Raw genomic sequence first — 26773 nt, 5'->3', positions numbered from 1 at the left:
TTGTTAAGGTTCATTTTTTATTTGGTTTTTTTAAGAAAGGTGAGGCTTTTGTATGAATAAATCGGTGAGTCAGAAGTTGTCTGTTCTGTCTGTTCTTTTGCTTGTGCTTCAGTTGTTATCTCCTGCGTTCAATGCTCAAGCAGAAGCAAACAGCAGTATTTTGCCTCCAAGTAATCTGACGGCGCAGATGGTTACGCCGGATGATGTTAAGTTGACATGGAGTACAGTTTACGGAGCCACAGGCTATAATGTTTATGAAATTAAAGAAGGGCAGATCCTCCTTCTGGGAAAAACAACGGCTGCCAGCTACAGTTTAAATAATATGGCAGAAGGCTCGTACCGTTATGTTGTTTCGACATTAAGTGCGGAAGGAGAGTCAGGTCCCTCTGCACCGGTGACAGTGGACGTTGTGTATCCAAAAATGGCTGCGCCTGAAACTTTGACACATACAGTCAAAAACGGCAATGACCTTGTGATCAGTTGGGGTGTGTCTTCTTACGCAGAAAAATATAACCTGTATGAGCTTTCTGCAACGGGCGAGAAAACATTATTATATTCGGGTACAGCACGTACATTTACGGTAAACAGAGCAACAGAAGGAACCCATTCTTATGCGGTTTCTACAGTGCATTCATTATATGGAGAGTCGGCTCTTTCCAATTCGTTAAAAGTAGATGTGGTGTACCCGGTTTTAGCAGCGCCAGCTAATTTTGCTTACACCGTGGCGAATGGAAATGACGTTACGCTTAAATGGGCGGCTGCTCCGTATGCGACAAGCTATAAGCTTTACCAAATTGTTGATGGACAGCCAGTCTTAAAAAATACGGTCACAGCCACAGCTGTCACACTATCGAACGTTGCGGCCGGTACTTATGAGTACGAAATTCGTTCTAACAGTGACAGATTTGGGGAGTCAGCAGAGGGAAGCAAGCTTTCTGTTACAGTCGGTTCTATCACAATGGCAGCACCGGGCAGCTTTACTTACAAGCTTCAAAATACGAATGATCTTACTTTAACTTGGGGAAGTGTTCCGTACGCCAACAGCTATAAAGTGTACCAAGTGGTTGATGGTGAAAAAGTGCTGAAGAGTACGGTAACTGGCACGAGTACAACGTACACAAAATTGCCGGCCGGTGATTACACATATGAAGTATATTCATTCAGTGACCGCTTTGGCGAATCGGCAGAAGGCAGCCGTGTTTCTTTAACAGTTGAAGGTGTGGCCATGGAAGCACCGGCAAATGTGATGCATAAAATTCAAAATGGCAACGACATTGTGCTAAGCTGGAATGCTGCAGCTAACGCGACAAGCTATAAAGTATATCAAATTGTTAATGGCCAAAGAGTGTTGAAAAGTACAGTAACTGGCACGGCTGTAACTTACACAAATATGCCGGCCGGTGACTATATATATGAAATTTATTCGTACAGCGACCGTTTTGGCGAATCAGCAGAAGGCGGAAAGGCCGCTTTTACGTTAGAACAAGTGATGATGGCAGCACCCGCAAACTTTACATCTAGTGTACAAAATGGAAATGATATTATTTTAAATTGGGAAAGCGTCCCGTATGCCGCAAGTTATAAAATCTATCAAATTAACGCTTCAGGACAGAAAACATTAAAAAGTACTGTAACTACGACAACAGTAACATACACGAATCAGCCAGAGGGCGAGTACAAATATGAAGTTCATTCCTATTCCAGCCGGTTTGGCGAGTCAGCGGAAGGAAGCAGTTTGTCTCTCAACCTAGTTCATCCAGAATTAAAAGCACCGGCTAATGTCAAGGAAACGATCAAATCAGATACCTCTTTTGCATTATCATGGGATGCGGCAGACTATGCGGCAAGTTATAAAGTATATCAAGTTGTCGATGGCAAAAAAACATTAAAGAGTACAGCAACAACCACAAATGTTACGTACACAAATATGCCATCAGGAGAGTACACATATGTTGTCCATTCCTATTCACCGCGATTTGGTGAGTCGGCAGAAGGAACACAAGTAACATTTACGCTGGCTGGTCAAACGATGAAAGCCCCGACAAATGCAGCTTATACAGTTGTAAATGGTAACGATATTAAACTTAGCTGGACAGCAGCAGAATACGCATCCAGCTACAAAATCTATCAAGTCATTGATGGAGTGAAAGTACTGAAAAATACGGTGGCGGGTCCGGCTTATACGTATACAAATATGCCAGAGGGCGAGTATAAATATGTGATTCACTCTGTTTCTACTCTTTTTGGAGAGTCAGCTGAAGGAGCGGAAATTTCTTTCACGCTCAGCCATCCAGTTATAGAAGCGCCGGGCAATTTCACGTATAAAATCCAAAATGGCAATGATGTGGTATTGAGCTGGAGTGCGGCAGAATACGCGAACAGCTATAAAGTTTACGAAATAATTGACGGTGAAAAAGTAGCGAAATACGTAGGAACAGCTTTAACTTTCATGCTCAAAAATGTACCAGCCGGTGAACATACGTACGTAGTGGACTCTGTGAGCACGCGTTTTGGTGAATCGGCAAAGAGTAGCAGTGTCACATTTACGATGAATGAGTATAATTTGCAGGCACCTGAGAATTTCACATACAGTGCGGCAAATACAAGTGATATTACACTAAAATGGAATTCCGTTCTGAATGCGACAAGCTATAAAGTGTATCAAGTGATTAATGGAGAAAAAGTGCTGAAAAGTACAGTAACTGGTACGAGTATAATTTATGCAAAAATGCCTGCAGGTGATTACACTTATGAAGTGTATGCATACAGTGACCGCTTTGGGGAGTCTCCAGAAGGAAGCCAGGTCACTTTTAAAGTTGTTTATCCTGACATACAGCCGCCAAAGGATCTTTCTTTTAAAGTACAAAATGGAAACGATGTAGTATTAAGCTGGAGTGCAGCAGAGTATGCGAACAGCTACAAAGTGTATGAGATAGTGGATGGCCAGAAAGTCTTGAAAAGTACAGTATCTGCATTAACTGCAAACCTGGTAAATGTACCAGCCGGTGAACACACATATGTGGTTCACACAGTCAGCAGCCGCTTTGGAGAGTCAGCAGAAGGAAGTATTCTCTCCGTTACAATGAATGAATATAATTTAGATGCTCCGTCAAACTTGACCCATAAAGTTCAAAATGGTAACGATATTGTTTTGAATTGGGAAGCTGTAAGTTATGCGAACAGTTATAAAGTTTATGAAGTGGTTAACGATCAAAAAGTGCTAAAAAGTACGGTTTCATCTTTAACTGCAGCACTAGTCAATGTTCCAGAAGGTGAGCACACCTATGTAGTTCATGCCTATAGTACCCGGTTCGGGGAGTCACCAGAAGGAAGCAAAGTAAGTCTGGATCTTGTGTTCCCGGAAATGGCGGCACCAGAAAATACTGTTTATACTGTTACAAATGGCAACGATATTACATTAAAATGGAATACGTCTGCCTACGCGAATTCTTACAAAGTGTACCAGGTGATTGACGGCGAACGAGTACTAAAAAGTACCGTAACTGGTACCACTGCTGTGTATACGAATGCACCGGAAGGAAATTATCAGTATGAAATTCATTCGGTCAGCTCGCGGTTTGGTGAATCGGCAAAAGGCAGTACAGTTTCTTTTGAACTGACTCATCCAGTTATGCAGGCACCGGGTAATGGAACCTATACGATTACAAACGGAAATGATATTACGCTTAAGTGGAATGCTGTGACTTACGGGAACAGCTATAAAGTTTACCAGCTTATTGATGGTGAATTAGTCTTAAAGAAAGCATTGGCGGGTACGTCTGTAACATTTACGAATATGCCGGAAGGGGATTACACATATGTGATCCATTCTGTGAGCACCCGGTTTGGTGAATCTCCTGAAGGGGCTAAAATCAATTTCAATTTAACCTGGCCGACCGTAGCACCGCCGCCTCTGACAGGAACCATTTTTAATGTAAATAACATTACGTTAAACTGGAAATCTGTTCAGTGGGCAAATGAATATCGCGTGTATCAAATTACAAATGGTGAGAGAAAGCTAGTCTATAAAGGCAACTCACTTACACAAAAAGTCTATAACCTGACAGAAGATACGCATTCTTTTGAAGTAACAGCCTACAGCACACGCTTCGGTGAATCGGCGCCTTCTGAGCAGATTAGGGAGAAAATTGTGTATCCAGATATGCAAGCTCCGGAAGCGACTCTGACGTTAACAAGTGAGACAAGCGCACGTATCGTTTGGGATTTTGTAACGTATGCGAATGGCTACAATATTTACGAGCTTATTGACGGGAAAGCAGTATTGGTAGCGGAAAAAGTAAATAACCTATCTTACACTGTTTCTAATCTGTCATATGCGAATCATGAATACTTTGTTACTTCTTATAGCAACTCGTTTGGCGAATCTGACCGCTCAAACGTTGTACTGGCGAAATTGATTGTCGATACGGAAGCGCCGGTTACGAAAGCGGAAGCGCCAGCGGGCTGGACGAATCAAAAAGCTTCTGTTACGTTGTCTGTAACAGACAATGAAACAGGCGTCGCTGGCACATACTATTCAGTAGACGGCAGCGAATACAAAGCGGGTACTTCTTTCACAATTGAAGAAGAAGGCGTGCACAACGTTTCTTTCTACTCGGTTGATAAAGTGGGCAACAAGGAAACCGCTCAAACGATTGAAGTGAAGATTGACCAAACGTCTCCTGTGACAAAAGCGGAAGCGCCAGCCGAATGGAGCAAAGAAAATGCGACTGTAAAACTGGCAGCCGCTGATGAAGCAAGTGGCATTGCACGAACGTTCTATTCTATTAATAGCTCTGATTATACAGAAGGTACAACGGTTACAGTTGAAAAAGAAGGCGTACACAGCATCTCTTACTTCTCTGTCGATAAAGCAGGAAACAAAGAAGAAGCAAAAACGATTGAAGTGAAGGTTGATCAAACAGCTCCTATTACAAAAGCGGAGGCGCCGGCAGACTGGAGCAAGGAAAATGTAACAGTGAAACTGGCAGCATCTGATGAAGCGAGCGGCGTAGCGCAAACCTTCTACTCGATCAATGGCGCTGACTACACAGAAGGCACATCTTTCACTGTGGAGAAAGAAGGACTGAACAAAGTTTCTTTCTATTCTGTGGACAAAGCGGGTAATAAAGAAGCCGCCCAAACGGTTGAAGTAAAAGTCGATCAAACGGCACCTGTTACACAGTCTGATGCCACAGACCAATGGCTGAAAGACGATGCTGTGATTCATTTAACGGCAACAGACCATGCAAGCGGTACGGCGAAAACGTATTACTCAATCGATGGATCAGTGTACAAGGAAGGCACAAGCTTCACGATCAGCAAAGAAGGCATCACTGCTGTTTCTTTCTATACGGTAGACCAAGCTGGAAATGCGGAGGAAGCCAAAACAATCGAAGTGAAAATCGATAAAACGGCTCCAGTGGTATCTATGAATCTATTAGAAGAATACGCACTTGGCGCTTCGTTGGATTTGACTTATAAAGCAGAGGATACAGCATCTGGCGTCGCAGTTGAAACGTTAACTTTTAATGGCCAAACATATGAAAATGGCGATGACGTTACACTAGGCCAGCCGGGTACTTACACAGCGTCTGTGACGGTTACAGACGAAGCGGGCTGGACAACAGCAGTTGAGAAAACCTTTGTTGTATACATTCCAGCTTCTATTGATGTAAACCCAGGTGTGATCAAGCAAAATACTGGGGTGATCACTGTACAGGTGACAGTGCCGCAAGAATTTAATCCAGCCGGGTTCGATCTTAGCAGCGCCCAATTAAACGGCGTTTCAGCTAATAACGGAACGAACGGACTGGAGCAGCAGGCGAAAAAAGGACAATTCAAGTTTAACAGGGAAGAATTTTCTTGGAAGCCTGGAACTGCTAAAGCAGAATTCCGCGGCATGCTGAATGGTTACCTTGTTGTCGGAAGCAAAAACGTCGAAATTAAATAAGTATATGTGAGGTCCTGGCTCAGCCAGGACCTTTTTATTTAGTCTGCGGCTCGGTCCTTTGATCGTTTCCTTGAAACCGGGCTGTTGCCAAAAGTGACACAATGAGCACCAGCTCGAACAAGTTTGTCACAGCTCCGCTTGCCACAGGCAGCTGCACAGCACTCCCCACAATCATTACAAGCGAACCAATGAAGAACCATACCCATCCTTGCTTTCGCCATACCACAATAGAAGCAGCCAGCAGCACAACGGAAACGACTAAGACCATAAGCGGCGGACCATTCGATGGTTCGGCGTTTGTATAGCTTAAAGTTCCATATTCCCACCTCGGCTGGAGCGAAAGGCCATGTACTTCTGTGAGGAATTCAAGCAGCACAAGGGCTGCAGTTAAAGCGATTGCCGCCCAGCGAAACCAGACCGTCTGTGCCCAGGAAACACCTGCTTGCTTTAAAGACATCCACGTATACAAAACGAGCAGTGGAGTAAACAGAGCATGTAGCCAGAATCGGGCAGCATTCAGGACTTCTAATACAGTACCTTCACCAATGAAGCGCCCGGCAGCAATGATTCCATTATCATAAACAAGCCCGGCGATAACAGGCAGTAGAAGGGTTGCGCTTACGATGCACCTTTTCCTAAATAGACGCAGGGCGAGAGAGAAAAGAATAAGATACGCAGCGGCAAAACAGCTGAATAAAAGGGTATCCATATAATCTCCTTTTTCTTTTATGTTTTACCTTTCCCTCCAAATTCAAACTATCTCGCTTTAACGCTTATGTGCGGTAAAGCATTAAAAATTTTCGTTGCTTTATATCAGAATATTGTATACAATTTTAACAACATCAAGAGTAAGGAGACTGGCAGAATGAAAGATTTTTTCAGTAAGCTGTTAACAGGCATGAGTATGGGGATTGTGGTGGCATTGATTCCAAATGCGCTGCTTGGGGAAATTTTAAAGCTGATCATTCCGCATGCTCCAGCGCTGCAGGCGGTTTTGGATATGACGGTTGTAGTGATGAGCTTATTGCCAATTTTAATTGGCGTGATGGTTGGGATGACGTTTAAATTAACACCGATTCAAACGGCGAGTGTCGGCATTGCGGCGATGGTTGGCGGCGGATCGGTGCAGCAGACGGCCGAAGGATTGTTTGCCTTGAATGGCATTGGTGTTGTCATCAACACTGGCTTAACGGCAGCTTTAGCGGTTCTGTTTGTACAGTGGATTGGTGGGCGGTTAAAGGAGTATTCGATTTTATTGATGCCGACGCTTTGTATTTTGGTGCCGGGTATGATTGGTGTAATGACTCTTCCGTATGTGAAGTCGTCAGCGGGCGTAGTGGGTGTGGCAGTGGATAATGTAACGACATGGCAGCCAGTGTTAATGGGAGCGATTATTGCGGTTATTTTTTGTGTCATTATTTTATCTCCTATTTCAACGGTTGGTGTTGCAACAGTCATTATGCTGTCGGGGGTTGGATCAGGTGCAGCAAACCTTGGCGTTGTAGCGGCAGGGGTCGGATTTGCGATTGCCAGCTACCGGGCGAATTCATTAGGAACGGCACTGGCACATGTGCTGGGTTCACCGAAAATTCAAATGCGTAACTTTTTTATGAAGCCGAAAATCGGGCTGCCAATGCTGATTACGGCAGCTATCTTAGGCGCGCTGGCGGGCATGCTGAATGTGCAGGGGACACCGTACAGCGCCGGATTTGGATTGTCCGGCCTGGTTGGTCCGCTGAACTACATTCACCTGGCGGAGGGTGGCTGGTCGGCAAAAAATGTATCGGTCATGCTCAGCTTGTTCCTGGTGCTGCCGGTCGTATTGAACCTCGGCTTGATTTATGTGTTTGCAAGAAAATTAAAAATGATCAAAGCAGATGATTATAAACTGCAATTTGATTAAGAAGGAAGCGGCCAAATGATTGGCTGCTTTTTTATTGTAGGCAAAGGAGCACAATGGTATGCTTTTGGAAAAAAGGGGGGCTGCGTATGATTCATCTTGTACGCCACGGAGAATCAGAATGGAATGCGCTCGGACGTCTGCAGGGGCAGATGGATATTGGGCTGAGTGAAGAAGGAAGAAAACAGGCAGCCGCGCTCGGCGGTTATTTTGAACGGGAAGGTATTTCTTTTGACTATGTGTTTTCAAGTGATTTGAACCGCGCCTTTCAAACCGCGAAGCTCGCAACAGCCTGGATGCCGGTAGAATCGATTACCGCAAGCCGGCTGCTCAGGGAGCGATTTTACGGAGAGCTTCAGGGACAGCTGCTCACTGATATCCTAACGCAAGTGCCAAACTATGCGGATAATTTCGGCATTCCGATGACACATGGCATGGAATCGATAGAAGATATGCAGGAGCGGATGGTAAAGGTACTCACTATGATTTCGAAAGAAACAAATGGAGCGCCTGCTCTTGTCGTTACACATGGCGGCGCCATCAATGCTTTCGTTCATAAGCTGACAGACGGGCAGGCCGGCACCGGGCAAGGCAAAATCGATAATACGTCCATCACAAGAATTGCCTGGAACGGTAAAAAGCTGTCGGTGGTATCGGTCAATGAGATACCACATTTAAAAGAGGTCCGGGATACATTTGAAGGGTAAAAAAGGATATCTTCCTGGAAGATATCCTTTTTGTTCTAGTTCGATAAAACTTTTTAACTATTACTATATCACTGAAAAGGGAATTATAGTATAATTTGGATGTCCGTTGCCGGGGGGCAGAACGAACGGAAAGAGCCGCCGGTCCAGCTTTTGCTGGCTGGCGGCCATAAAACAGGAAAGAGGGGTTCAAGTGAAAAAGTACTCATTTATGACGATTTTAGCAGCGCTATTGATTGGATTGTCAGCAGCACAGGCAAACGCGGCGACTTTTACGGATGTACCGTCAACACACTGGGCTGCAAAAGAAATTTCCTATTTGAGTGACCGCGGCATTATTAAAGGCGGCTCGAATGGAAAGTACAATAAAGACGCTTCTGTTACAAAAGCGCAGGCGGCTGCGATTTTGGTGCGGGCAAAAAAGCTTTCGCTCACAAACGTTCCGAATCCAAAATTTTCGGACGTCCCAACGTCTCATCCTTTTTATAAAGAAATTGCCGCAGCGGTAAACGCAGGCTGGTTTTCAAAAGGAGCATCGTTTCAGCCGGATAATCAGCTAAAGCGGGTAGAGATGGCTAAAATTACACAGCTGGCTTTTGGCATTAAGGGATCCGTACCGGTGCAGTGGGAAGACATGAACGCGTCTTATTCCGGTAATACATACATAACGCCGCTTCTGGCAAGCGGCATTACATCCGGCTATACATCCACAACGTTTAACCCATCCGCCAAAGTCACACGTGCCCAGTTTGCGGTATTCGTGGCCCGTGCGATGAATGCGAACTTCCGTTTAAAAGTGGTGAATTATCCGAAACGGGCAGCAGCGGATATTTATTACCCTCAATTTGCAGATACAACGAACCAGCATAATTTTTCTTACTTGAACAGCTACTTCCGCGAAGCAGGAGCCGATCTTGTAGCAGAGCGGAATGAGATTATGGAGCTGGCTCAAGAAGATGATTATCTGGGTGAATACTATGAATTTGTTGTGGACTACACGGTGCCGCGGGCTGATTTGAATTATATCAGTGTGTTGTTTGAAAGCTTCGAGTATACAGGCGGTGCACACGGATACGAGCAGCTTTTTGCGGATAACTATGATGTAAAAAGCGACTCGTTTATCTCACTGGATGATTTAGCTACTCAGTATTATTACGAAGATAACGTGATCGACCGGATAAACACACAGGCGTATGCGATGCAGAGCAGAGGGCAGCTTACATTCTGGGACGGACTGTACAGTTTAGACGAGCATCAGTATCAGTTTTACATGAAACCAGGCGGCTTCGTGATGTTCTTTAATCCATATGAATATGGTCCATATTCAGACAGCATTCGTCAGTTTACGATGCCATACTCATTAATCCGTTAATGGAAAAAAGCGTTCAGGATACAAGTTCCTGAACGCTTTTTTATTAAGCTCTCACCCAGTGGGCAATCGTTTCGATATCAGAAGGCTTCGTGCGGCAGCATCCGCCGATGAGCTGGGCGCCGCATTCGTGCCAGTGGCGTGTATGCTGGCTGTATGCTTCCATGTCCGGTGCGCCGGACCATGTTTTCGTTTCAGCGTCATACACTTCGCCAAGGTTTGGATACACCATAACGGGCTTGGATGATGCTCGTTTCATTTCTCTAATAAGTTCGGGCATGAATTCCGGAGCGGTGCAGTTTACACCAATCGCTGCAATTTGGGAAACAGGCTCGAGTTCCCGGGCACAGTCCGCGATTCGTTCCCCGCTGCTAATATGCTGCCCGTCTTTGGCGCTGAAGCTGATCCAAGCATACGTCTCCGGGAATTCTTCCTGCAGAAGGCGTGCCAGTGCTTTTGCTTCCGTGAGATTCGGAATCGTTTCACAGGCAAGCAGATCTGCACCTGCTTCGATCAGTGCTTGAATGCGCGGACGGTGGAACTCGATCAGCTCTTCCTCTGTCAGCTTATAGTCACCCCGGTATTCGGAGCCGTCTGCAAGAAACGCCCCGTAAGGACCGACAGAAGCTGCAACGAGCGGCTTCGGCCGGCTCGTTTTGTCATCAAGCGACTGCCAGAATTCATCCCGTGTCTGGACAGCAATGCGCACTGAAGCCTGAATGACACTAATCGTTTCTTCGGCAGTAAGACCATGCCGGGCAAACCCATCAATGGTCGCCTGATAGCTTGCGGTAATCGCGCAGTCTGCTCCAGCCTGAAAATAGTCAAGGTGCACCTGTTTAATGAGTTCCGGCGTTTCCATTAATACGCGGGCCGACCAAAGGCTGTCGTTTAACTGGCAGCCATGGCGCTCAAGCTCTGTTGCCATCGCACCGTCCAGCACGATCACCGGGAACTCTCTTAAGATGGATTGAATCGGATTCATGATGCTGCTGCCTGCTGGGCTGCTTTTTGTAAAACGTCTGTGTCCGGCTTTGTGCCAATCCATTTTTCATAGATTTCAGCATACGTGCCGTTTTCGATAATTATCTTCAAGGCTGCATCGAGGTCATCCGCGACTTCGCTTCCTTTCGGGAACATGAAACCGTAAAACTCGGAACCGAATGTTTCCGGGTCTGTCAATGTATTGTACTTCTCGTTCGGATTGTTTTTCATATATTCTGTGACAACTGTATTATCGGCTACAGAGGCCTGCACCGCGCCGTTTTTCATTGACATAATGGAAACAGCGTCGCTTTCATATTTTTTTAAGTTCGGGCTGTTTTGGCCCATCACTTTCTCGGCGGCAATCTGGCCTGTTGATGCGTTCAGGACACCGACCGTCATGTTTTTCAAATCATTGGCGCTGTCCACTTTCGTTTCTTCTTTGGTCATAATCATATGAGTAGATTGATAGTAAGGAGAGGAGAAATCGAATGTTTCTTTCCGGTCATCGCTGATTGTAATCGCGCAGACGGCAAGGTCAAGCTGTTTCTGGCGCGTGCTTTCAAAAAGGCCATCCCAGCCCATGTTTTTAATTTCGTATTCGTAACCGGCTTCTTCCATCACAGCGTCTACGACATCAATATCAAAGCCGACGATTTCTCCTTTATCCATGTATGTAAAGGGAGCGTAGGCGGCGTCTGTGCCGACCACCAATGTTTTCTTTTCAGTCCCGCTTCCACCGCCGCTTTCTTCTTCCTGGCTGCATGCAGATGTAAAGGCAAGAACGGCTGCCAGCCCTGCACCTAATAATCCTTTTGATGTCCATTTTCTCACTGCTTGTTCCTCCCAATCTCTTTTTATATGTATTATTCTCGTTAATCATACCTGAATACTATGAATTTAACAAAGAAAATTTTGGATTTTTGATAGAAAAGAAATACTGTAAGAAGAGAAGAGTATCGATTTCCAAAACAACGTCACTTTTTCATAACAATAAAAAAAGACTGCCGAGGGGGCAGTCTTTTGATTCTTACGTAAGCGCGTGATCGGCGCGGATTTTTTCGAGCAGCGCTGCACAGCCGTCCAGCACAAGGTCATACGTTTCTTGAAAGTCGCCTGTGTAGTACGGGTCGGGTACGTCTTTTTGATGCTCCGTTAAATCTAGAAAGCGGATGATTTTCGGGTGATCCGGCTGGCCCAGCATGTCACGAATGTTGGTGATGTTGCTTTCGTCCATGCCAACGATATAGTCGAATTTCTCAAAATCAGCTGCATCAAGCTGGCGGCCGCTAAGGCCTTCTGAAGAGATGTTATATTCCTTCAGCTTGGCCAGTGTCCCTTTATGAGGAGGAGACCCGATATGCCACGAGCTTGTTGCAGCAGAATCCACTTCAATACGTTCGTTCAATCCTTCTTTTTGAACAAGGTCGCGGAACATCGCTTCGGCCATCGGTGACCGGCAAATGTTGCCGAGACAAACAAATAAAACGCGAATCACAGCGTTCACTCCTTTTTTCTTCATTATAGCATTAACGGAGATCCCGCTTCATCAGCTGCAAATCGATATACAGCTGGCAGCGTGTATGAAAGTCATCGAAGTTAATGGATGTCAGCTCGTCAATTTGCCTCAGCCGGTATTTAAGTGTGTTTGTATGAATAAAAAGCTCCTCTGCTGTCGGCTTGATCCGGCAGTTATTGAGCAGGAACACTTCAACCGTCCGAACCAGGTCAGAGTGGGCGTCGGCGTCTTTTTGACGGAGCTTGAGTAAATCTTCATTCACATAATGCGTGCTCAAGTGATATTGTGCGATCGTCTCTAAATAACGAAGAATGCCGAGGCGGCTGTATTCAGGTTCCATCTCGCTGCTGTCATGCAGAAAAGCAGCCGTCCGGCATACTTCAAGCGCTTCAAGATAGCTTTTTCTGAGCATCGCCATGGAAGAGTACGCATTGCCAATGCCGGAATAAAGCCCATGCTCCTGAAATTGGCTTCTCACCGTCCGTACGAGCACACGGGCACTGGCTGGCAGTTCTTCCGATGGTCCGCCGAGCAGCACGGTGACCTGCAGGTGATCGGTGAACACATGAGCCGGCTGGTCCAGCGTATTGGCAAAAAGAGCGATCGTTTCGTACAGGTCATCGATCGTTTCTTCTTCGATCGAATCAAGCAAAAAAACCGTGACAATAAACGAAGAAGGCAGCGCAATATTTAATTGCGCCGCTTCCCATTTCATTTCGCTGTCGGTCTGGTAAGACTGATGAATAAGCTTGCGGAAAAAATCATTTTTTCGTTCATCACGCCGCCGTGCCAGCTGATTTTTCTTGTGAAGGACCTTGCCGATATGAAAGGACACATCGTGCAGAAAGGCGAGCTCCTCCTCCGTCAAAGAAGGTTCTGTTTCCTGCACCCAAATGTAGCCGAGGATGTGCTCTTTAAAACGGGCGCTGACCACAACGCGCTGATTCAGCCCGATTTCCTGCATTTCCTTTACGCGAAAAGGTTCCCGCATCGACTTCAGCTGATCGACAATGCCTTCATCCATAAACGTCTTCAAAATAGAAGTCGTCCAGCTTTTTGAAAAAATCGTCTGCTGATTAGCCCGGTCAAACTGCTCAATGTAATAGGAGCTGTACGCTAAAAGAGAAAATCGATCGTCTTCAATCACGACCGGTTTTTTCAGCACACCTCTGATCACATCGGTCATTTCGTTTAAATCGGTTAATGAGAGAATTTTTTCAAGCGGCTGGGTTAAATCCATGACGGATCCTCCTTATTTTGATTCGTTTAACGTGCGTTCAAATTCATCAAAGCGCTGAGCCGTTCCTTCAGACGGCTTTGTCAGCAGGCTGACGACAACGATCGCCAGTAAGCTTGCGGCAAAACCAGGAATCATTTCATAAACGGTTGCTGACCAAGGAGTTTTCGTCCAAACGATCACTGTAACGGCACCGACGATCATGCCGGCGAGCGCTCCCCAATGGGTCATCCGTTTCCAATACAAGCTCAGCAGGATCGCCGGGCCGAACGAAGAACCAAAGCCTGCCCATGCGTAGCCGACGAGCGCCAAAATGGTGGCATTTTGTTCCCATGACAGGATCAAGGCAACGATTGAGACAATTAAAACGGCCAGGCGTCCCAGGAATACAAGCTCCCGGTCCGAAGCATCGCGGCGGAAAAATGTTTTATATAAATCTTCCGTCAGCGAGCTTGATGTAACAAGCAGCTGCGATGAAATGGTACTCATAATGGCAGCCAAAATAGCGGAAATCAGGAAACCGGTAATGATCGGGTGGAACAAAATATTCCCCAGTTCGATAAAGATCGTTTCCGGATCACCGATTTTCATATTGTTGCTTGTGTAATAAGCAAGGCCGACAAAACCGGTTACCATAGCGCCGACAACAGAGAATATCATCCAGCTCATGCCGATGCGGCGTGCTTTTTTAATTTCTTTTACCGATGTAATCGCCATAAAGCGGACGATAATATGCGGCTGGCCGAAGTAGCCAAGCCCCCAGGCAAAAAGAGAAACAATGCCGATAAAGCTTGTCCCTGTAAAGATGTTTAAAAGAGCCGGATCTACCGAACGGACCGTATCAATCGAAGGGCCAATCCCGCCGACATGCATAACCGTCACAATCGGAACGAGCACAAGTGCCAGCACCATAATGATACCCTGTACAAAGTCGGTCCAGCTTACCGCTAAAAATCCGCCAAACAAAGTGTAAGCAATCACGACACCGGCAACAATCCAAAGGCCGATATGATAATCAAGACCGAACGTCGTCTCGAACAATACGCCTCCGGACACCATGCCCGATGAAATGTAAAATGTGAAAAAGACGATAATGACAAAACTGGAAACGAGACGAATAATTTTTGACCGGTCTTGAAACCGATTTTCAAGATACGATGGAATGGTAATAGAGTCTTCCGCAATTTCCGTATACATACGCAGGCGGGGTGCCACGTACAGCCAGTTTGCCCAGGCGCCCAGCGTTAAGCCGATCGCAATCCATGAAGCGCTGATGCCGCTCGCGTACATGGCACCGGGCAGGCCCATCATCAGCCAGCCGCTCATGTCAGAGGCGCCGGCAGAAAGGGCTGTAACCGCAGGGCCGAGTCCGCGTCCGCCGAGCATATAATCAGATAAATTCGATGTTCGTTTGTATGCATACCAGCCGATTAAAAGCATACCGGCCATGTATACAACGATGGAGACAATTAACGAAGTGTCGACCACGTAAATCCCTTCTTTCTATGCAAAATAGTCATGAAGAAAAAGTAAGGCATCGTGCAGTGGGAATCATGGTCCCCTTCAGTTGGGTCACGCTGAAAGGGTCAAAAACGATTCTTTATTAAACAAGAGGCGTCTCTTAAGCTAGCGTGGCAGCTTAAGAGACAGCCTCCTTTTTAAAGCATTTCGGATGTTGTTTTTGCCTGCATGTGAAGCTGGAGATAATCCGGGCCCCCGGCTTTTGAGTCGGTGCCGGACATATTAAAGCCGCCAAATGGCTGGTAACCGACAATCGCGCCCGTACAGCCGCGGTTAAAGTACAAGTTGCCAACATGAAATTCTTCACGTGCTTTTTCCATGTTAAAGCGGTTTTTCGTAATAACCGCACCCGTTAAGCCGTAATCGGTGTTGTTCGCAATTTCGAGTGCTTCATCGAAATCCTTCGCTTTCGCAAACGCCACGACCGGGCCAAAGATTTCTTCCTGCATCAAACGGGCATTTGGCGCTACATCAGCAACAATCGTTGGCTGAATAAAGTAGCCTGTTTCATTGTCGCCGCTTCCACCCGCCACAATGCGTCCTTCTTCTTCACCAATTTTAACATAACTCATTATTTTGTCATATGCCGATTGATCAATAACTGGTCCGACAAAATGGTTATCGACAGGGTTGCCGACAGTCAGGTCATTTGTCAGCGCAATCGCTTTTTCGAGCACCTCATCATATACGTCTTCTACAATGACTGCACGGGAGCAGGCGGAACATTTTTGTCCGGTAAAGCCAAATGCAGATTGGACGATGGACTGGGCAGCAAGGTCAAGATCTGCTTCTTTGTCTACAACGATCGTATCTTTACCGCCCATTTCAGCGATCAGGCGCTTCATCCATTTTTGACCTTCGCCGACTTTGGACGCCCGTTCGAAAATACGCAGGCCAACGTCACGTGAACCTGTAAACGTAATAAAGCGGGTTTGTGGATGATCCACAAGGTAATCGCCGACTTCTGCGCCGCTGCCCGGTACAAAGTTCACCACGCCCGGCGGGAGGCCCGCTTCTTCCAGCACTTCCACAAAACGAGCTGCTACAACAGGCGTTGTAGAGGCCGGTTTTAGAAGGATGGTGTTGCCCGTTACAATGGAAGCAACGGTTGTACCGGCCATAATCGCAAATGGGAAGTTCCACGGTGAGATGACGATGCCGACACCAAGCGGGATGTAGCTGTACCGGTTAAATTCACCCGGACGGCTCAGTACGGGCGCGCCGTTTTTCAGCTCAAGCATTTGCCGGCCGTAGTATTCCATAAAGTCAATCGCTTCAGCGGTATCAATATCCGCTTCGCGCCAGGGCTTGCCGGCTTCTTTTGTTAAAAGGGCAGAGAATTCGTGGCGGCGTCTGCGGACGATTGCCGCTGCTTTAAACAGGACATCTGCACGAATTTCCGGGGTCGTTTTCTTCCATGTTTGGAACGCTTCAGATGCTGCCTGCATCGCTTTTTCAGCAAGAGCCTGGTCTGCTTTCGATACGGAGCCGATCACCTGATTCTTGTCAGCCGGATTATAAGAGACAATTTTATTTTCTGTCGTAATGCGTTCACCGCCAATAATAAGCGGATAATGGCCGCCGAGGCTGCTTTCTACTGCATCCAATGCTTTTTTGTATGCAGCCTGGTTCGTTTCTTTTGAAAAATCAGTAAAAGGTTCGTGTTTGTATGGAATCATGAGGTTCGCTCCTTGTTATTTATTTTTTCGTCATGCCTTTAAAAGCAAAGGCGATATTTGCCGGCCGTTCCGCCAGCCGTCTCATAAAATAGCCGTACCAGTCCATGCCGTATGGCACGTACACACGGACGCGGTAGCCTTGTTTCACTAGTGTCTGCTGCAGGGAAGTGCGCATGCCGTACAGCATTTGAAATTCAAACTGTTCAAGCGGAATGTTGTGCTTGCGCTGCATCGCTTTTGTAAATTCGATCATGTTTTCGTCGTGTGAAGCAATAGCTGTGTAGTTGCCAGCCAGCAGGCTTTGTTCGATGAGTTTCATATAGTTTGTGTCCACATCTGCTTTGTCCGGATAAGCATGTTCCGGGCTTTCCTTATAAGCGCCTTTCACGAGGCGAAGGAAAGGATTCAGGCGGCTGAGTTCTTTTAAGTCCTGCTCAGTCCGGTATAAATAAGCCTGAAGTACAGTACTGACATTTTTATATTGCTTCTTAAACTGCTTGAATAACTCAAGCGTTGCACCGCATCGGGTAACATCTTCCATGTCAATAGTAACCATGATATCGAGTTTTTCTGCTTCATCTAAAATGCGGGTCATGTTCGCGACAACCAGCTCCCGGTCAATATCAAGGCCCAATGATGTCATTTTTAATGAAACGTGAGAATCAAGTCCTTCTCTATGAATCATGCGAATTGTTTCTATGCACTCTTCTGTCCGCTCAGCTGCCACTTGTGGGGAATCAACAAATTCACCAAGGTGGTCAACCGTTACCGACAATCCCTGCTCATTTAACGCCCTGATATAAGAGATGGAGCTGGCAAAGTCCGTGCCGCCAATGATTTTACCGGCCGCAAAGTTGCTGCCGCGGCTTTGTGCCAAATGATTTAATGTTTTATTTTTAGAAAGAAAAAGAAAGAAATCTCTCGTAACCGCTTCCATAAAAAGCACCTCCTAAAAGGAATGTTATCTTGTTACTAGTGTATGCGGATTTGATTTCAGGAACAATGTTCACGGAAACTAAAAATGTAAACGCTTCATTGTCGGTAAGTGACAATAAAGAGGTATCTTTTTTATAATGTCTAGCTCCAGACGCCACCAGCTCGAGGGCTCGCAGGACATGAGTCACAAAAGTGTTGCGGCACGATGCCGCGTTCTTAACTTTTGTTCCACAAGAAAAGCTCTTCTGGAGGCACAAAACGCCTCCGTCAGTACCCATCTTATGCTTGTCGCTTAAAGCTAGGCGTCCTACGCTTTTCTTAAATGTGCTAAAATGAAAGAAAAACAAAGAGGTGTTTGCATGCTGGAAGAGGCACGCAGCTTTTTGCAGTCACATTTCGGCTATAATTCATTCCGGACGGGCCAGGAGCAGGCAATAACCAACGTATTAAGCGGTGAAAATACGATTTGTGTAATGCCGACAGGCGGAGGAAAGTCGCTCTGTTACCAGATCCCGGCGCTTGTGCTGGAAGGAACAACGATTGTGGTCTCGCCGCTTATTTCCCTAATGAAGGATCAAGTTGATACGCTGCTTGCGGCAGGAATCCCGGCGGCGTATATTAACAGCACGATGACGGGCACAGATATATATGAAACCATCAAAGCAGCGCGAAACGGGGAATACAAGCTGCTTTATATAGCGCCAGAAAGGCTTGAGTCGTATTCGTTTATTGAAGATTTAAAGGAGCTGACGGTACCGCTGATCGCTGTGGATGAGGCGCACTGTATTTCACAGTGGGGACATGATTTCCGGCCAAGCTATCGCCATATTCAGCGGATGACCGAGCTGTTTCCAAATAATCCTGTTGTGCTTGCGCTGACTGCAACGGCTACGCCGCATGTGCGCGAGGATATTTGCCGTCTTCTTTCTATCGAAGAGGAAAATACGGTTATAACCGGATTTGAACGGAAGAACCTATCTTTCTCTGTCGTTCAGGGACAAGACCGGGACAGCTTTTTAAAAGACTATTTAAAGAAAAACGAAAAGGAATCAGGCATTATTTATGCCGCGACCCGGAAAACGGTCGACGGGCTGCATGAACGCCTGCAGCGGGCGGGTATTTCCGTTGCCCGTTATCACGGCGGAATGAGCGATGTGGAGCGGGCACGGGAGCAGGACCGGTTTTTAGCAGATGAAGCAACCGTCATGGTCGCCACCAATGCATTTGGGATGGGGATTGATAAGTCCAACATCCGCTACGTCATTCATTACCAGCTGCCTAAAAATATGGAAAGCTATTATCAGGAGGCCGGCCGTGCAGGGCGTGATGGCCTCGACAGTGAGTGTATTGTGCTTTATTCGTCGCAGGATGTACAGACACAGCGCTTTTTAATTGACCAGGCGCTTGAACGCGACCGCATTCCGCAGGAGCTTGAAAAGCTGCAGGGCATGGTGGATTACTGCCATACAGAAAAGTGCCTGCAGCAATTTATTGTGGCGTATTTTGGTGATCCAGGTGCCAGGCCGTGCGGCCGCTGCGGCAACTGCACTGATTCACGCAATAGTGTTGATGTGACAAAAGAAGCGCAAATGGTGCTTTCCTGCGTGATCCGGATGGGACAGCGGTTCGGCAAAGCGATAACAGCGCAGGTACTCACGGGGTCACGCAACAAAAAACTGATGGAGTTCGGCTTTGACAGCTTGTCCACTTATGGCATTTTAAAGCAGCAAAGCGTGAAGGATGTCACTAACTTTATTGAGTTTTTAATTTCGCAGGAGCTGATCGGCGTTGAACAAAAACAGTTTCCGACCATTTTTGTGACAGAGCAGGGACGGGAGGTTTTGCTGGGCAGGGAGACCGTAATGCGCAAGGAAGCGGTACAAACGAAAAAAATTGCCGCAGACGACCCACTGTTCGATGTGCTCCGTGCGCTTCGCAAGAACATTGCGGAGGAAGCGGGCGTACCACCATTCGTTATTTTTTCTGATAACACACTTCACGATATGTGTGCCAAGCTGCCAATGGATGAAGAAGATTTTCTTTCCGTGAGCGGTGTCGGAGAAAGCAAAATGGCGAAATACGGAGCTGCATTTTTAGCTGCGATCAAAGCGTACACAGAAGAAAATCCGGACCGGCAAAGAGACTTGATCACTGGGCCCGCCGCAGCTGCTCCAAAGAAAAAATCGGTTAACTCCTATGTAGATACACTCGAGCTGCATCAAAAAGGAATGGCCGCTGAAGCGATTGCGGCGGAACGAAACCTGACAGTCGGAACGGTCGAAAATCATTTGATTCAGTGCATGGAAGAAGGGCTTGATGTGAATCTCGATCTGCTTGTGCCGGTTCATTATCACGAAGTGCTTAAGCGGGCTGTTGAAGAAGCAGGAGCGGACCGGCTGAAGCCGATTAAAGAGCAGGTGCCGGAAGAAGTAACCTATGGCATGATCAAAGCGTTTTTGGAGATGCGGAGGCGGAACCATGTTTGAGGTCAAAGCGTTTCCTGAATTCTCCTGGTCGTTTTCACGGCATAAAATGCTGATGACATGTGCGCGGAAATATGCGTATGAGTATTATGCCAGCCATAACGGCTGGCTGTATGATGCAGATGAAGCAGTTAAGCATGTGTACCGGCTGAAAAAGCTGAAAAATGTGCCGATTGCATTTGGGCAAATTGTGCATGAGCTGGCAGAACGAGCGCTCCGTATGTTTCTTAACCATGGCTATGTGATGACGGAAGCGGAGCTTGTGGGAGAGGCAAGAAAGATGCTGAACCAGGCGTACCTCGATTCCCGCGACCGGAAGCAGCAATGGCTGCAAAAGCCTGCCCGTTTTCATATGCTGTACGATATGTATTATGAAGGCGAGCTGAACCGGATGGAAGCAGAAGAATACCGTCGCCGCCTGCCCATTGTATTTCAAAACTTTCTGGCGAGTAAATCCTTTGGCGATATTACCGGCCGCCCTCAGACGATGCAGTTTCAGCAGGCGGAGGAATTCCGCTTTATGACTGTTGACGGAGTGAAAATTTTTGTCGTGATGGATTTGTTATACCGCGACTTAGAAACGGATAAGTGGGTCATTGTCGATTGGAAAACCGGTAAAGAAGCGGAAGATGACCGGAGCCAGCTGGCACTTTATGCGTATTATTTGATGCAAAAATACGATGCACGGGTGGAGGATATTCAAATCCGCAACGAATACGTGCTGACCGGCGTACAAAAATCATACACGCTCAGTGAAGGAGACATTGCGCTCATGCTGGAGAAAATGAAGCAGAGTGTCCACATGATGCGCCGCTATCAGCTTGATATTCTATCCAACGAGCCGGCTGAACTCGATGACTTTCCGCGGACTTCTTATGAGCAGCGCTGCCGGATGTGTAATTATAAAGAGGTTTGTCTTGCACCGTCTTAGACGGTGTTTTTTGTTTTAAAAAGAGGGACAGCGGCAAAATAAAAGTATACCGAGTAAAGGAGTTTTGCCAATGAACGTTTTAAACGGAAAAAAATTGGCCGCCAGTGTCCTGCTGCCTGTTGTCGGCGGATCGATCATAGGTGCAGTCGCCAATCGAAATACGAGAGAAGATTACCAGCAGTTGAAAAAGCCGTCCTTTTCACCGCCGGGCTGGGTATTCCCTGTTGTATGGACCGGGCTTTACACAGCCATGGGCATTGCGAAATACCGGGCATCCGTACGGAAACCGGCAACAGCGCTCCCTTACAACATTCAGCTTGGGCTGAACTTTTTATGGTCTTTTTTGTTTTTCCGGTGGGGGCTGCGCGGCACTGCTTTTGTAGAAATAGCCCTTATGCTCGGCGCCATTACATGGACTACTTATGAATTTTACCAGGCTGATGCTGTAGCAGGCACGCTCATGATGCCGTACGCGGCCTGGGTTGCATTTGCGCTTGGGTTGAACTATTCCATTTGGTCGTTAAATAGGGTTCATTCATAATAGGTGAGTTTTTTTCTTGATTGATTATCAGTTTAATATTAAATTGATTATACCAAATGAGAGGAAGTGAGACGGATGCAGAAACGGGAGCGGATGATCAGCATTCTGGCCTGGTTTCGGCTGTCACGCTTTTACAACGAAAGCATACGCAAGTCTAATCAGCATTTAAAAAAGTGGGGACTCTCCGCTGCACAATTTGATGCGCTGGCTCAAATCAGGGCGAGTGGCCGTATCTGCCAGCAGGATCTGGCGGAAAAGCTTCTGGTCACAAAAGGTAATGTAACGCATATGCTCTCGAAAATGGAAAAGCTGGGCTGGGTCACAAGAGAGCGCGAATGGAAAACGAAATATATTACGCTGACCGAAGCCGGAAGATCACTCTTGGATGAAGTGCTGCCGGTGCAGGAGCAATTTCAAGCGGATCAATTCGGAAAGCTTTCAAGAGAAGAAAAAAAACAGCTGCTTGAGCTGCTGAAAAAAATCCAGTCGTAAAAGGGAGGAAATGAAAATGGAGTTTAAAGGCATTCATCACGTATCAGCCATTACAGCGAATGCGGCACGAAACGTGACGTTTTACACGGAAGTACTGGGGATGCGCTTAATTAAGAAAACGGTCAATCAAGATGAAACGTCGATGTATCACTTGTTTTACGGCGATGAAAGAGGAAACCCGGGGACGGAGCTGACGTTTTTTGAAATTCCAATGGCCGCCCCGAACCGGAACGGAAACAATTCTATTTCGGGTCTTTCTCTGCGCGTGCCGAACGATGCAGCACTTGATTATTGGCAAAGCCGGTTTGACGAATTTAGTGTTAAGCATCAAGCTATCATTGATCAAGGCGGCCGGAAAGCACTCCCTTTTCAGGATTTCGAAGGCCAGCGGTTTTTCCTTGTGTCGGATGAAGGAAACGAGGGTGTTGCCGGCGGTATACCGTGGGAGAAGAGCCCGGTGCCGGCTGAGGTTGGGATCATTGGGCTCGGACCGGTTCATTTAACTGTGCCTGCTGCAGAACCAACTGTTGCTGCGTTAACGGAGCTGATGGGATTCCGCGAAGCGAAGCGATATCCATCGCCTGTAGAAGGGCAGCCGGACGTTATTGTTTTCGAAACAGGTGAAGGCGGCACAGGGGCAGAGGTGCATGTGGCAGAGCGAAACGACCTTGCGCCCGAGCGGCCGGGACGCGGCGGTGTTCACCATGTTGCTTTTCGGGTGGAGGATGAAGAAGAACTGCGCCAATGGATCGCACGTGTTCGTGAAGCGCGGGTCGGCAATTCTGGATTTGTGAACCGTTTTTACTTTAAATCTCTTTATTTCCGCGAACCGAACCGTATCCTGTTTGAAGTGGCTACCGATGGACCCGGATTTGATACAGATGAAGAGCTGGAGCACCTCGGTGAGTCGCTCGCACTGCCGCCATTTTTAGAGCCGCAGCGTGAACAGATTGAAGCGCGTTTAAAGCCGCTGCCAGTTACATTTTCATGATGGAAAAGCCTTTCTTCCCCTGCATGCCGGGAAGGAAGGCTTTTTTGCGTATACAAGATGTCAATGTTTTGCAAAATCAGACGAATTGTCCAAATTTTGCTTAACAAAAAATAGAATACACCGATATAAAGAAAAGAAAATGTGCATGAAGGGGGCAAAATGATGGTTGATCGTATAGGCGAAAGCACAATACCCGCGATAGCCAAACCAATTGAAGCAAATGAAACAAAAGCAGTGGAAGCAGAGCAGAAGCCTGCAGCAGAGGCGGCTGAGCCGAGCACTCCGGTAAGGGGGGAGGAGCTGCAAAAATTTGCGGATCAGGTCAACACGTTTTTACAGCCGACCCAGACGCACGTTCAATTTGAATACCACGATGAACTGCAGGAATATTACGCAGTGATCGTAGACAACAACTCAGATGAGATCATTAAAGAAATTCCATCGAAAAAAATATTGGACATGTATGCGGCAATGACCGAATTTATGGGCTTATTCGTCGATAAAAAAGCGTAGGGAGGACAAGGCTATGGTGCTTCGCGTAGGCGGAATGGCCAGTGGCATGGACACTGAGTCGATTATTAAAGACTTAATGAAAGCAGAGCGGATACCGCTTGATAAATTAAAACAAAAGAAACAGACCCTAGAGTGGCAGCGGGACGATTATCGGGCGATGAATACGCTTTTACTTGATTTTCGGACCGAACTTACACAAATGAAATTAACGTCTAAATACCGGTCAAGTTCGGTGACAACCTCAAACGAATCAAGAGTTACTGCGACAGCTGCTACCTCTGCTGCCCAGGCTTCTTACTCGATTTCAGAAGTGGAACAGCTTGCTTCAGCAGCTTATCGTGTTGGAAGCAGTGTGTCATCATCTCCATCAACGCCGGTAGTCAAAGTAGACGCATCTAAAACACTTGAATCACAAAAAGCAAGTTCATTAAATAGCTTAACTTGGCAGCAAGGTGCAGTGGGCAGCCAGTCGATTACAAGCACAGGTGGAAACTCTGTTGATTTTAAATTAAATGCTGGCGAAGCAATTAAAGAAGATAGTTTGGTCACTCCAGCAGAAGAAAAATTCTCAAAAACAATGTTTGTAAGTGTGGATGGGAAAAAGTTCAAAGTGGTAACGGATGCTCCTACAGCTGGACAAAATGAAGTTCAATATGATCCTACTAGTGGAAAACTGAACTTTGCAAGTGGTGAGCTGGCCGCTAATGCTACAGTAAAGGTAGATTACGTTACAAATAAACGAGTCCAACAAACTACTTTAACAGCAGCTGTATCTACATTTCAACTGGACAGAAAAGAAATTAATCAAGCAGATTTTAAGTTGAAAGTTGGCGTAGACACTTTTTCAATAGAATCGGCAACAACGAATGAAAAAGGTGAGAGAGTCGCTCAATTATCTAGCGGAAAAGGGACAGTAAATTTAACTACTGGCCTTGTAACATTTAGTGGGACGCCCATACCAAAAGATACTGTTATCACAGCAGAGTTTAATCAGAATTATTCGGATCTTTCCATTAAATCGTATACCTCTAAAGGAGAAGTAACGGAAAACTTTTTTATTCAGTCTTCAGATTCCCTAAATCAAGTGATAAGTAGAGTGAATAATTCTAATGCAGGTGTTTCCCTTGTGTATGACTCGTTTTCTGACAAAATGTCGATTACAAGAAAAGAAACCGGGAACTACAACGGCTTAGAAACTGATAAGGAGATGCAAATATCTGGTGGTTTTGACAGTGGCGTACTTCATCTAAGTAATGCTGCAGAAGCGGGTGGGGAAAATGCTAAATTTACGATAAATGGTCTTAAAACGGAAAGACAGTCTAATACATTCGAAATGAGTGGCGTTTCTATTACTTTAAAAACAGAGTTTACTACGGCAGATGGCCCTGTTAATCTTTCCGTCAGCAAAGATTCCAATGCAATCTATGACAATATTAAAGGATTTATCGATAAATACAATACGTTGATCGTTGCCATCAGCAAGAAAACATCAGAAGAGCGCTACCGTACGTATACTCCGCTGACAGATGATCAGCGTGAGCAGCTTTCAGACAAGCAGCAGGAACAGTGGGAAGAAAAAGCGAAAAGCGGTTTGCTTCGCCGTGATCCCCTCTTAACGGGTGTTTTAAACTCAATGCGCAGCAACTTCTCGCAGCCTGTCTCAAACAGTGAAACAAGCGCGATGTATCAGCAGCTTGCTACTATTGGAATTACCACTACAGCCAATTATTTAGAAGGCGGCAAGCTTGAAATTAATGAGGCCAAATTAAAAGAAGCGATTAATACTAATCCAAATGCGGTTGAAGCGCTGTTTAGAGGAGGTAGCGATTCAAGCTCTGTCGGTGAGAAAGGCATTATACACAGACTATACGAGACAGTTAACGGCACGATGGATAAGCTTAAGGAGCGTGCTGGTAATTCATTTTCTACAAGTCAGCAATTTACACTTGGCCGTCAGCTTTCTACTATCGACAATAGTATTGACCGCTTTGAAGACCGCCTGATTCAAGTAGAAGATCGTTACTGGAAACAGTTCACAGCAATGGAAAAAGCAATGCAGCAAGCAAATTCGCAGTCTTCTTACTTGATGCAGCAATTTAGTATGTAATATAAAAAAGGAGTGACCTTTTAATGGCAATAAACAATCCACATCAGGCCTATGCCAACAACTCGGTTAATACCGCATCGCCTGGTGAATTAACGTTGATGTTGTATAATGGATGCTTGAAATTTATTCATCTGGCTGAACGTGCGATGAAAGAAAATAATATCGAACAAAAAAATGTAAATGTGCAAAAAGCGCAGGCCATTATCCGTGAACTAAGCATCACCCTTAAAACAGATACAGATTTAGGCAAAAATATGCTCGCCCTTTACGAGTTTATGAATGAACGCCTTATCCAGGCAAACATTAAAAATGACCCGGCTATCTTAAAAGAAGTAGAAGGATTTGTCATCGAATTCCGCGATACGTGGAAGCAGGTTATCCAAGAAAACCGCCGCATGCATCATGTTGGTGCGGGCGGCCGGGTGTAATGACGCCGGTTCATGACTGTCATAAAATGACGAAAAGGCTGCTTGATCTGCTTGAGGCAACAAATGAGGATCGTGACAGTCAAATTCAAGGTGTTGAAGAGCTGCTGGACCAGCGCGGTGACATTCTTCCAAGTATTCAGCCGCCTTTTACGGAGGAAGAGCAAAAGCTTGGACATGAGATTCATTTAATGAACCAGGAAATTGAGCAGCACCTGCAAAAGCTGAGCCGGGCTGTGAAAGAAGATTTACAGGAAGTCAAAGTGAAAAAGAAAACAATGAGCAAGTATTCCAATCCGTATGAAGCGCTGCAGACAGATGGTGTTTTTTACGATAAACGCAATTAATCCGGTGCCCCTAAAGCCCGGATTTTTTCTCGATAAAAGTTTTTTGAAAATTCGACAAATTTTTTCGTGGATTAAGAAGGATTCTAAAGGGTACATAAAGAATATAGATATTATAGCAATTAGTTGAAGGAGGAGTTCTAG

General features: G+C 46.1%; 21 protein-coding genes. 13 read left to right on the top strand and 8 right to left on the bottom strand.

The features are described from left to right. Positions 1–52 precede the first annotated feature (52 nt). Entirely contained in the window at positions 53–5953 is a 5901-nt protein-coding gene (locus L2D08_RS01325) for an OmpL47-type beta-barrel domain-containing protein (RefSeq protein WP_242231905.1), read from the top strand. A 34-nt stretch (positions 5954–5987) separates the two neighbouring features. On the opposite strand, the gene L2D08_RS01320 is transcribed toward L2D08_RS01325, so the two are convergent. Next, positions 5988–6662, bottom strand: coding sequence for a hypothetical protein (locus L2D08_RS01320; protein ID WP_242231904.1), 675 nt, complete (start codon positions 6660–6662; stop codon positions 5988–5990). A gap of 156 nt (positions 6663–6818) precedes the next feature. On the opposite strand from L2D08_RS01320, the gene L2D08_RS01315 reads away from it, so the two are divergent. The 3 genes from L2D08_RS01315 to L2D08_RS01305 all read left to right on the top strand — a co-directional run bounded on the left by L2D08_RS01315 (position 6819) and on the right by L2D08_RS01305 (position 9929). Then, entirely contained in the window at positions 6819–7856 is a 1038-nt protein-coding gene (locus tag L2D08_RS01315) for a PTS sugar transporter subunit IIC (RefSeq protein WP_242231903.1), read from the top strand. A gap of 86 nt (positions 7857–7942) precedes the next feature. Then, a complete protein-coding gene (locus L2D08_RS01310; RefSeq protein ID WP_242231902.1) occupies positions 7943–8560 on the top strand; it encodes a histidine phosphatase family protein in 618 nt (205 codons plus the stop codon). A gap of 190 nt (positions 8561–8750) precedes the next feature. Then, complete coding sequence (locus tag L2D08_RS01305) at positions 8751–9929, top strand: S-layer homology domain-containing protein (RefSeq protein ID WP_242231901.1); 1179 nt, start codon at positions 8751–8753, stop codon at positions 9927–9929. A gap of 43 nt (positions 9930–9972) precedes the next feature. On the opposite strand, the gene mmuM is transcribed toward L2D08_RS01305, so the two are convergent. The 7 genes from mmuM to L2D08_RS01270 all read right to left on the bottom strand — a co-directional run bounded on the left by mmuM (position 9973) and on the right by L2D08_RS01270 (position 17803). After that, positions 9973–10911, bottom strand: coding sequence for a homocysteine S-methyltransferase (mmuM, locus tag L2D08_RS01300; protein ID WP_242231900.1), 939 nt, complete (start codon positions 10909–10911; stop codon positions 9973–9975). Continuing rightward, positions 10908–11744: a basic amino acid ABC transporter substrate-binding protein gene (locus L2D08_RS01295; RefSeq protein WP_242231899.1), complete on the bottom strand. Its 837-nt coding sequence runs from the start codon at positions 11742–11744 to the stop codon at positions 10908–10910. The genes mmuM and L2D08_RS01295 overlap by 4 nt, the downstream gene beginning before the upstream one ends. A 196-nt stretch (positions 11745–11940) precedes the next feature. Beyond that, entirely contained in the window at positions 11941–12408 is a 468-nt protein-coding gene (locus tag L2D08_RS01290) for a low molecular weight protein-tyrosine-phosphatase (RefSeq protein WP_242231898.1), read from the bottom strand. Between the two features lie 31 nt (positions 12409–12439). Further along, positions 12440–13669: a PucR family transcriptional regulator gene (locus L2D08_RS01285; RefSeq protein ID WP_242231897.1), complete on the bottom strand. Its 1230-nt coding sequence runs from the start codon at positions 13667–13669 to the stop codon at positions 12440–12442. A 12-nt stretch (positions 13670–13681) separates the two neighbouring features. Then, the gene (putP, locus tag L2D08_RS01280; protein WP_309241319.1) at positions 13682–15154 is read right to left on the bottom strand and encodes a sodium/proline symporter PutP; all 1473 of its coding nucleotides are present in this window, start codon (positions 15152–15154) and stop codon (positions 13682–13684) included. A gap of 170 nt (positions 15155–15324) precedes the next feature. Next, positions 15325–16866, bottom strand: coding sequence for an L-glutamate gamma-semialdehyde dehydrogenase (gene pruA, locus L2D08_RS01275; RefSeq protein ID WP_242231896.1), 1542 nt, complete (start codon positions 16864–16866; stop codon positions 15325–15327). Positions 16867–16885: 19 nt separating this feature from the next. Further along, positions 16886–17803, bottom strand: coding sequence for a proline dehydrogenase family protein (locus L2D08_RS01270; RefSeq protein WP_242231895.1), 918 nt, complete (start codon positions 17801–17803; stop codon positions 16886–16888). A gap of 358 nt (positions 17804–18161) precedes the next feature. Between L2D08_RS01270 and recQ the strand changes: the two genes are divergently transcribed. From recQ to fliT, 9 genes are all read left to right on the top strand, one after another. Then, on the top strand, positions 18162–20288 hold the full coding sequence (gene recQ / locus L2D08_RS01265) for a DNA helicase RecQ (RefSeq protein ID WP_242231894.1): 2127 nt from the start codon (positions 18162–18164) through the stop codon (positions 20286–20288). Then, entirely contained in the window at positions 20281–21216 is a 936-nt protein-coding gene (locus L2D08_RS01260) for a RecB family exonuclease (RefSeq protein ID WP_242231893.1), read from the top strand. Before recQ ends, L2D08_RS01260 begins: the two co-directional genes overlap by 8 nt. 70 nt (positions 21217–21286) lie before the next feature. Continuing rightward, complete coding sequence (locus L2D08_RS01255) at positions 21287–21757, top strand: TspO/MBR family protein (protein ID WP_242231892.1); 471 nt, start codon at positions 21287–21289, stop codon at positions 21755–21757. A gap of 75 nt (positions 21758–21832) precedes the next feature. Continuing rightward, positions 21833–22249, top strand: coding sequence for a MarR family winged helix-turn-helix transcriptional regulator (locus tag L2D08_RS01250; protein ID WP_242231891.1), 417 nt, complete (start codon positions 21833–21835; stop codon positions 22247–22249). A gap of 16 nt (positions 22250–22265) precedes the next feature. Continuing rightward, positions 22266–23240 (top strand): ring-cleaving dioxygenase, encoded by a 975-nt coding sequence (locus L2D08_RS01245; RefSeq protein WP_242231890.1) that lies wholly within the window; start codon positions 22266–22268, stop codon positions 23238–23240. A 162-nt stretch (positions 23241–23402) separates the two neighbouring features. Beyond that, positions 23403–23753 carry a flagellar protein FlaG gene (gene flaG, locus L2D08_RS01240; protein WP_242231889.1) on the top strand — a complete coding sequence of 117 codons (351 nt, stop codon included), beginning with the start codon at positions 23403–23405 and terminating at the stop codon, positions 23751–23753. 13 nt (positions 23754–23766) lie between these two features. Beyond that, positions 23767–25860: a flagellar filament capping protein FliD gene (gene fliD / locus L2D08_RS01235; RefSeq protein ID WP_242231888.1), complete on the top strand. Its 2094-nt coding sequence runs from the start codon at positions 23767–23769 to the stop codon at positions 25858–25860. A 23-nt stretch (positions 25861–25883) separates the two neighbouring features. Beyond that, positions 25884–26288 (top strand): flagellar export chaperone FliS, encoded by a 405-nt coding sequence (gene fliS, locus L2D08_RS01230; protein ID WP_242231887.1) that lies wholly within the window; start codon positions 25884–25886, stop codon positions 26286–26288. Then, positions 26288–26632, top strand: coding sequence for a flagellar protein FliT (gene fliT, locus L2D08_RS01225; protein ID WP_242231886.1), 345 nt, complete (start codon positions 26288–26290; stop codon positions 26630–26632). The genes fliS and fliT overlap by 1 nt, the downstream gene beginning before the upstream one ends. The last annotated feature ends 141 nt before the right edge of the window (positions 26633–26773 follow it).

This window comes from Domibacillus sp. PGB-M46 (assembly GCF_022668875.1).
Taxonomy (GTDB): domain Bacteria; phylum Bacillota; class Bacilli; order Bacillales; family Domibacillaceae; genus Domibacillus.
Note: the sequence above shows the minus strand (reverse complement) of the source record. Positions and strands in the feature narration are given on the sequence as shown.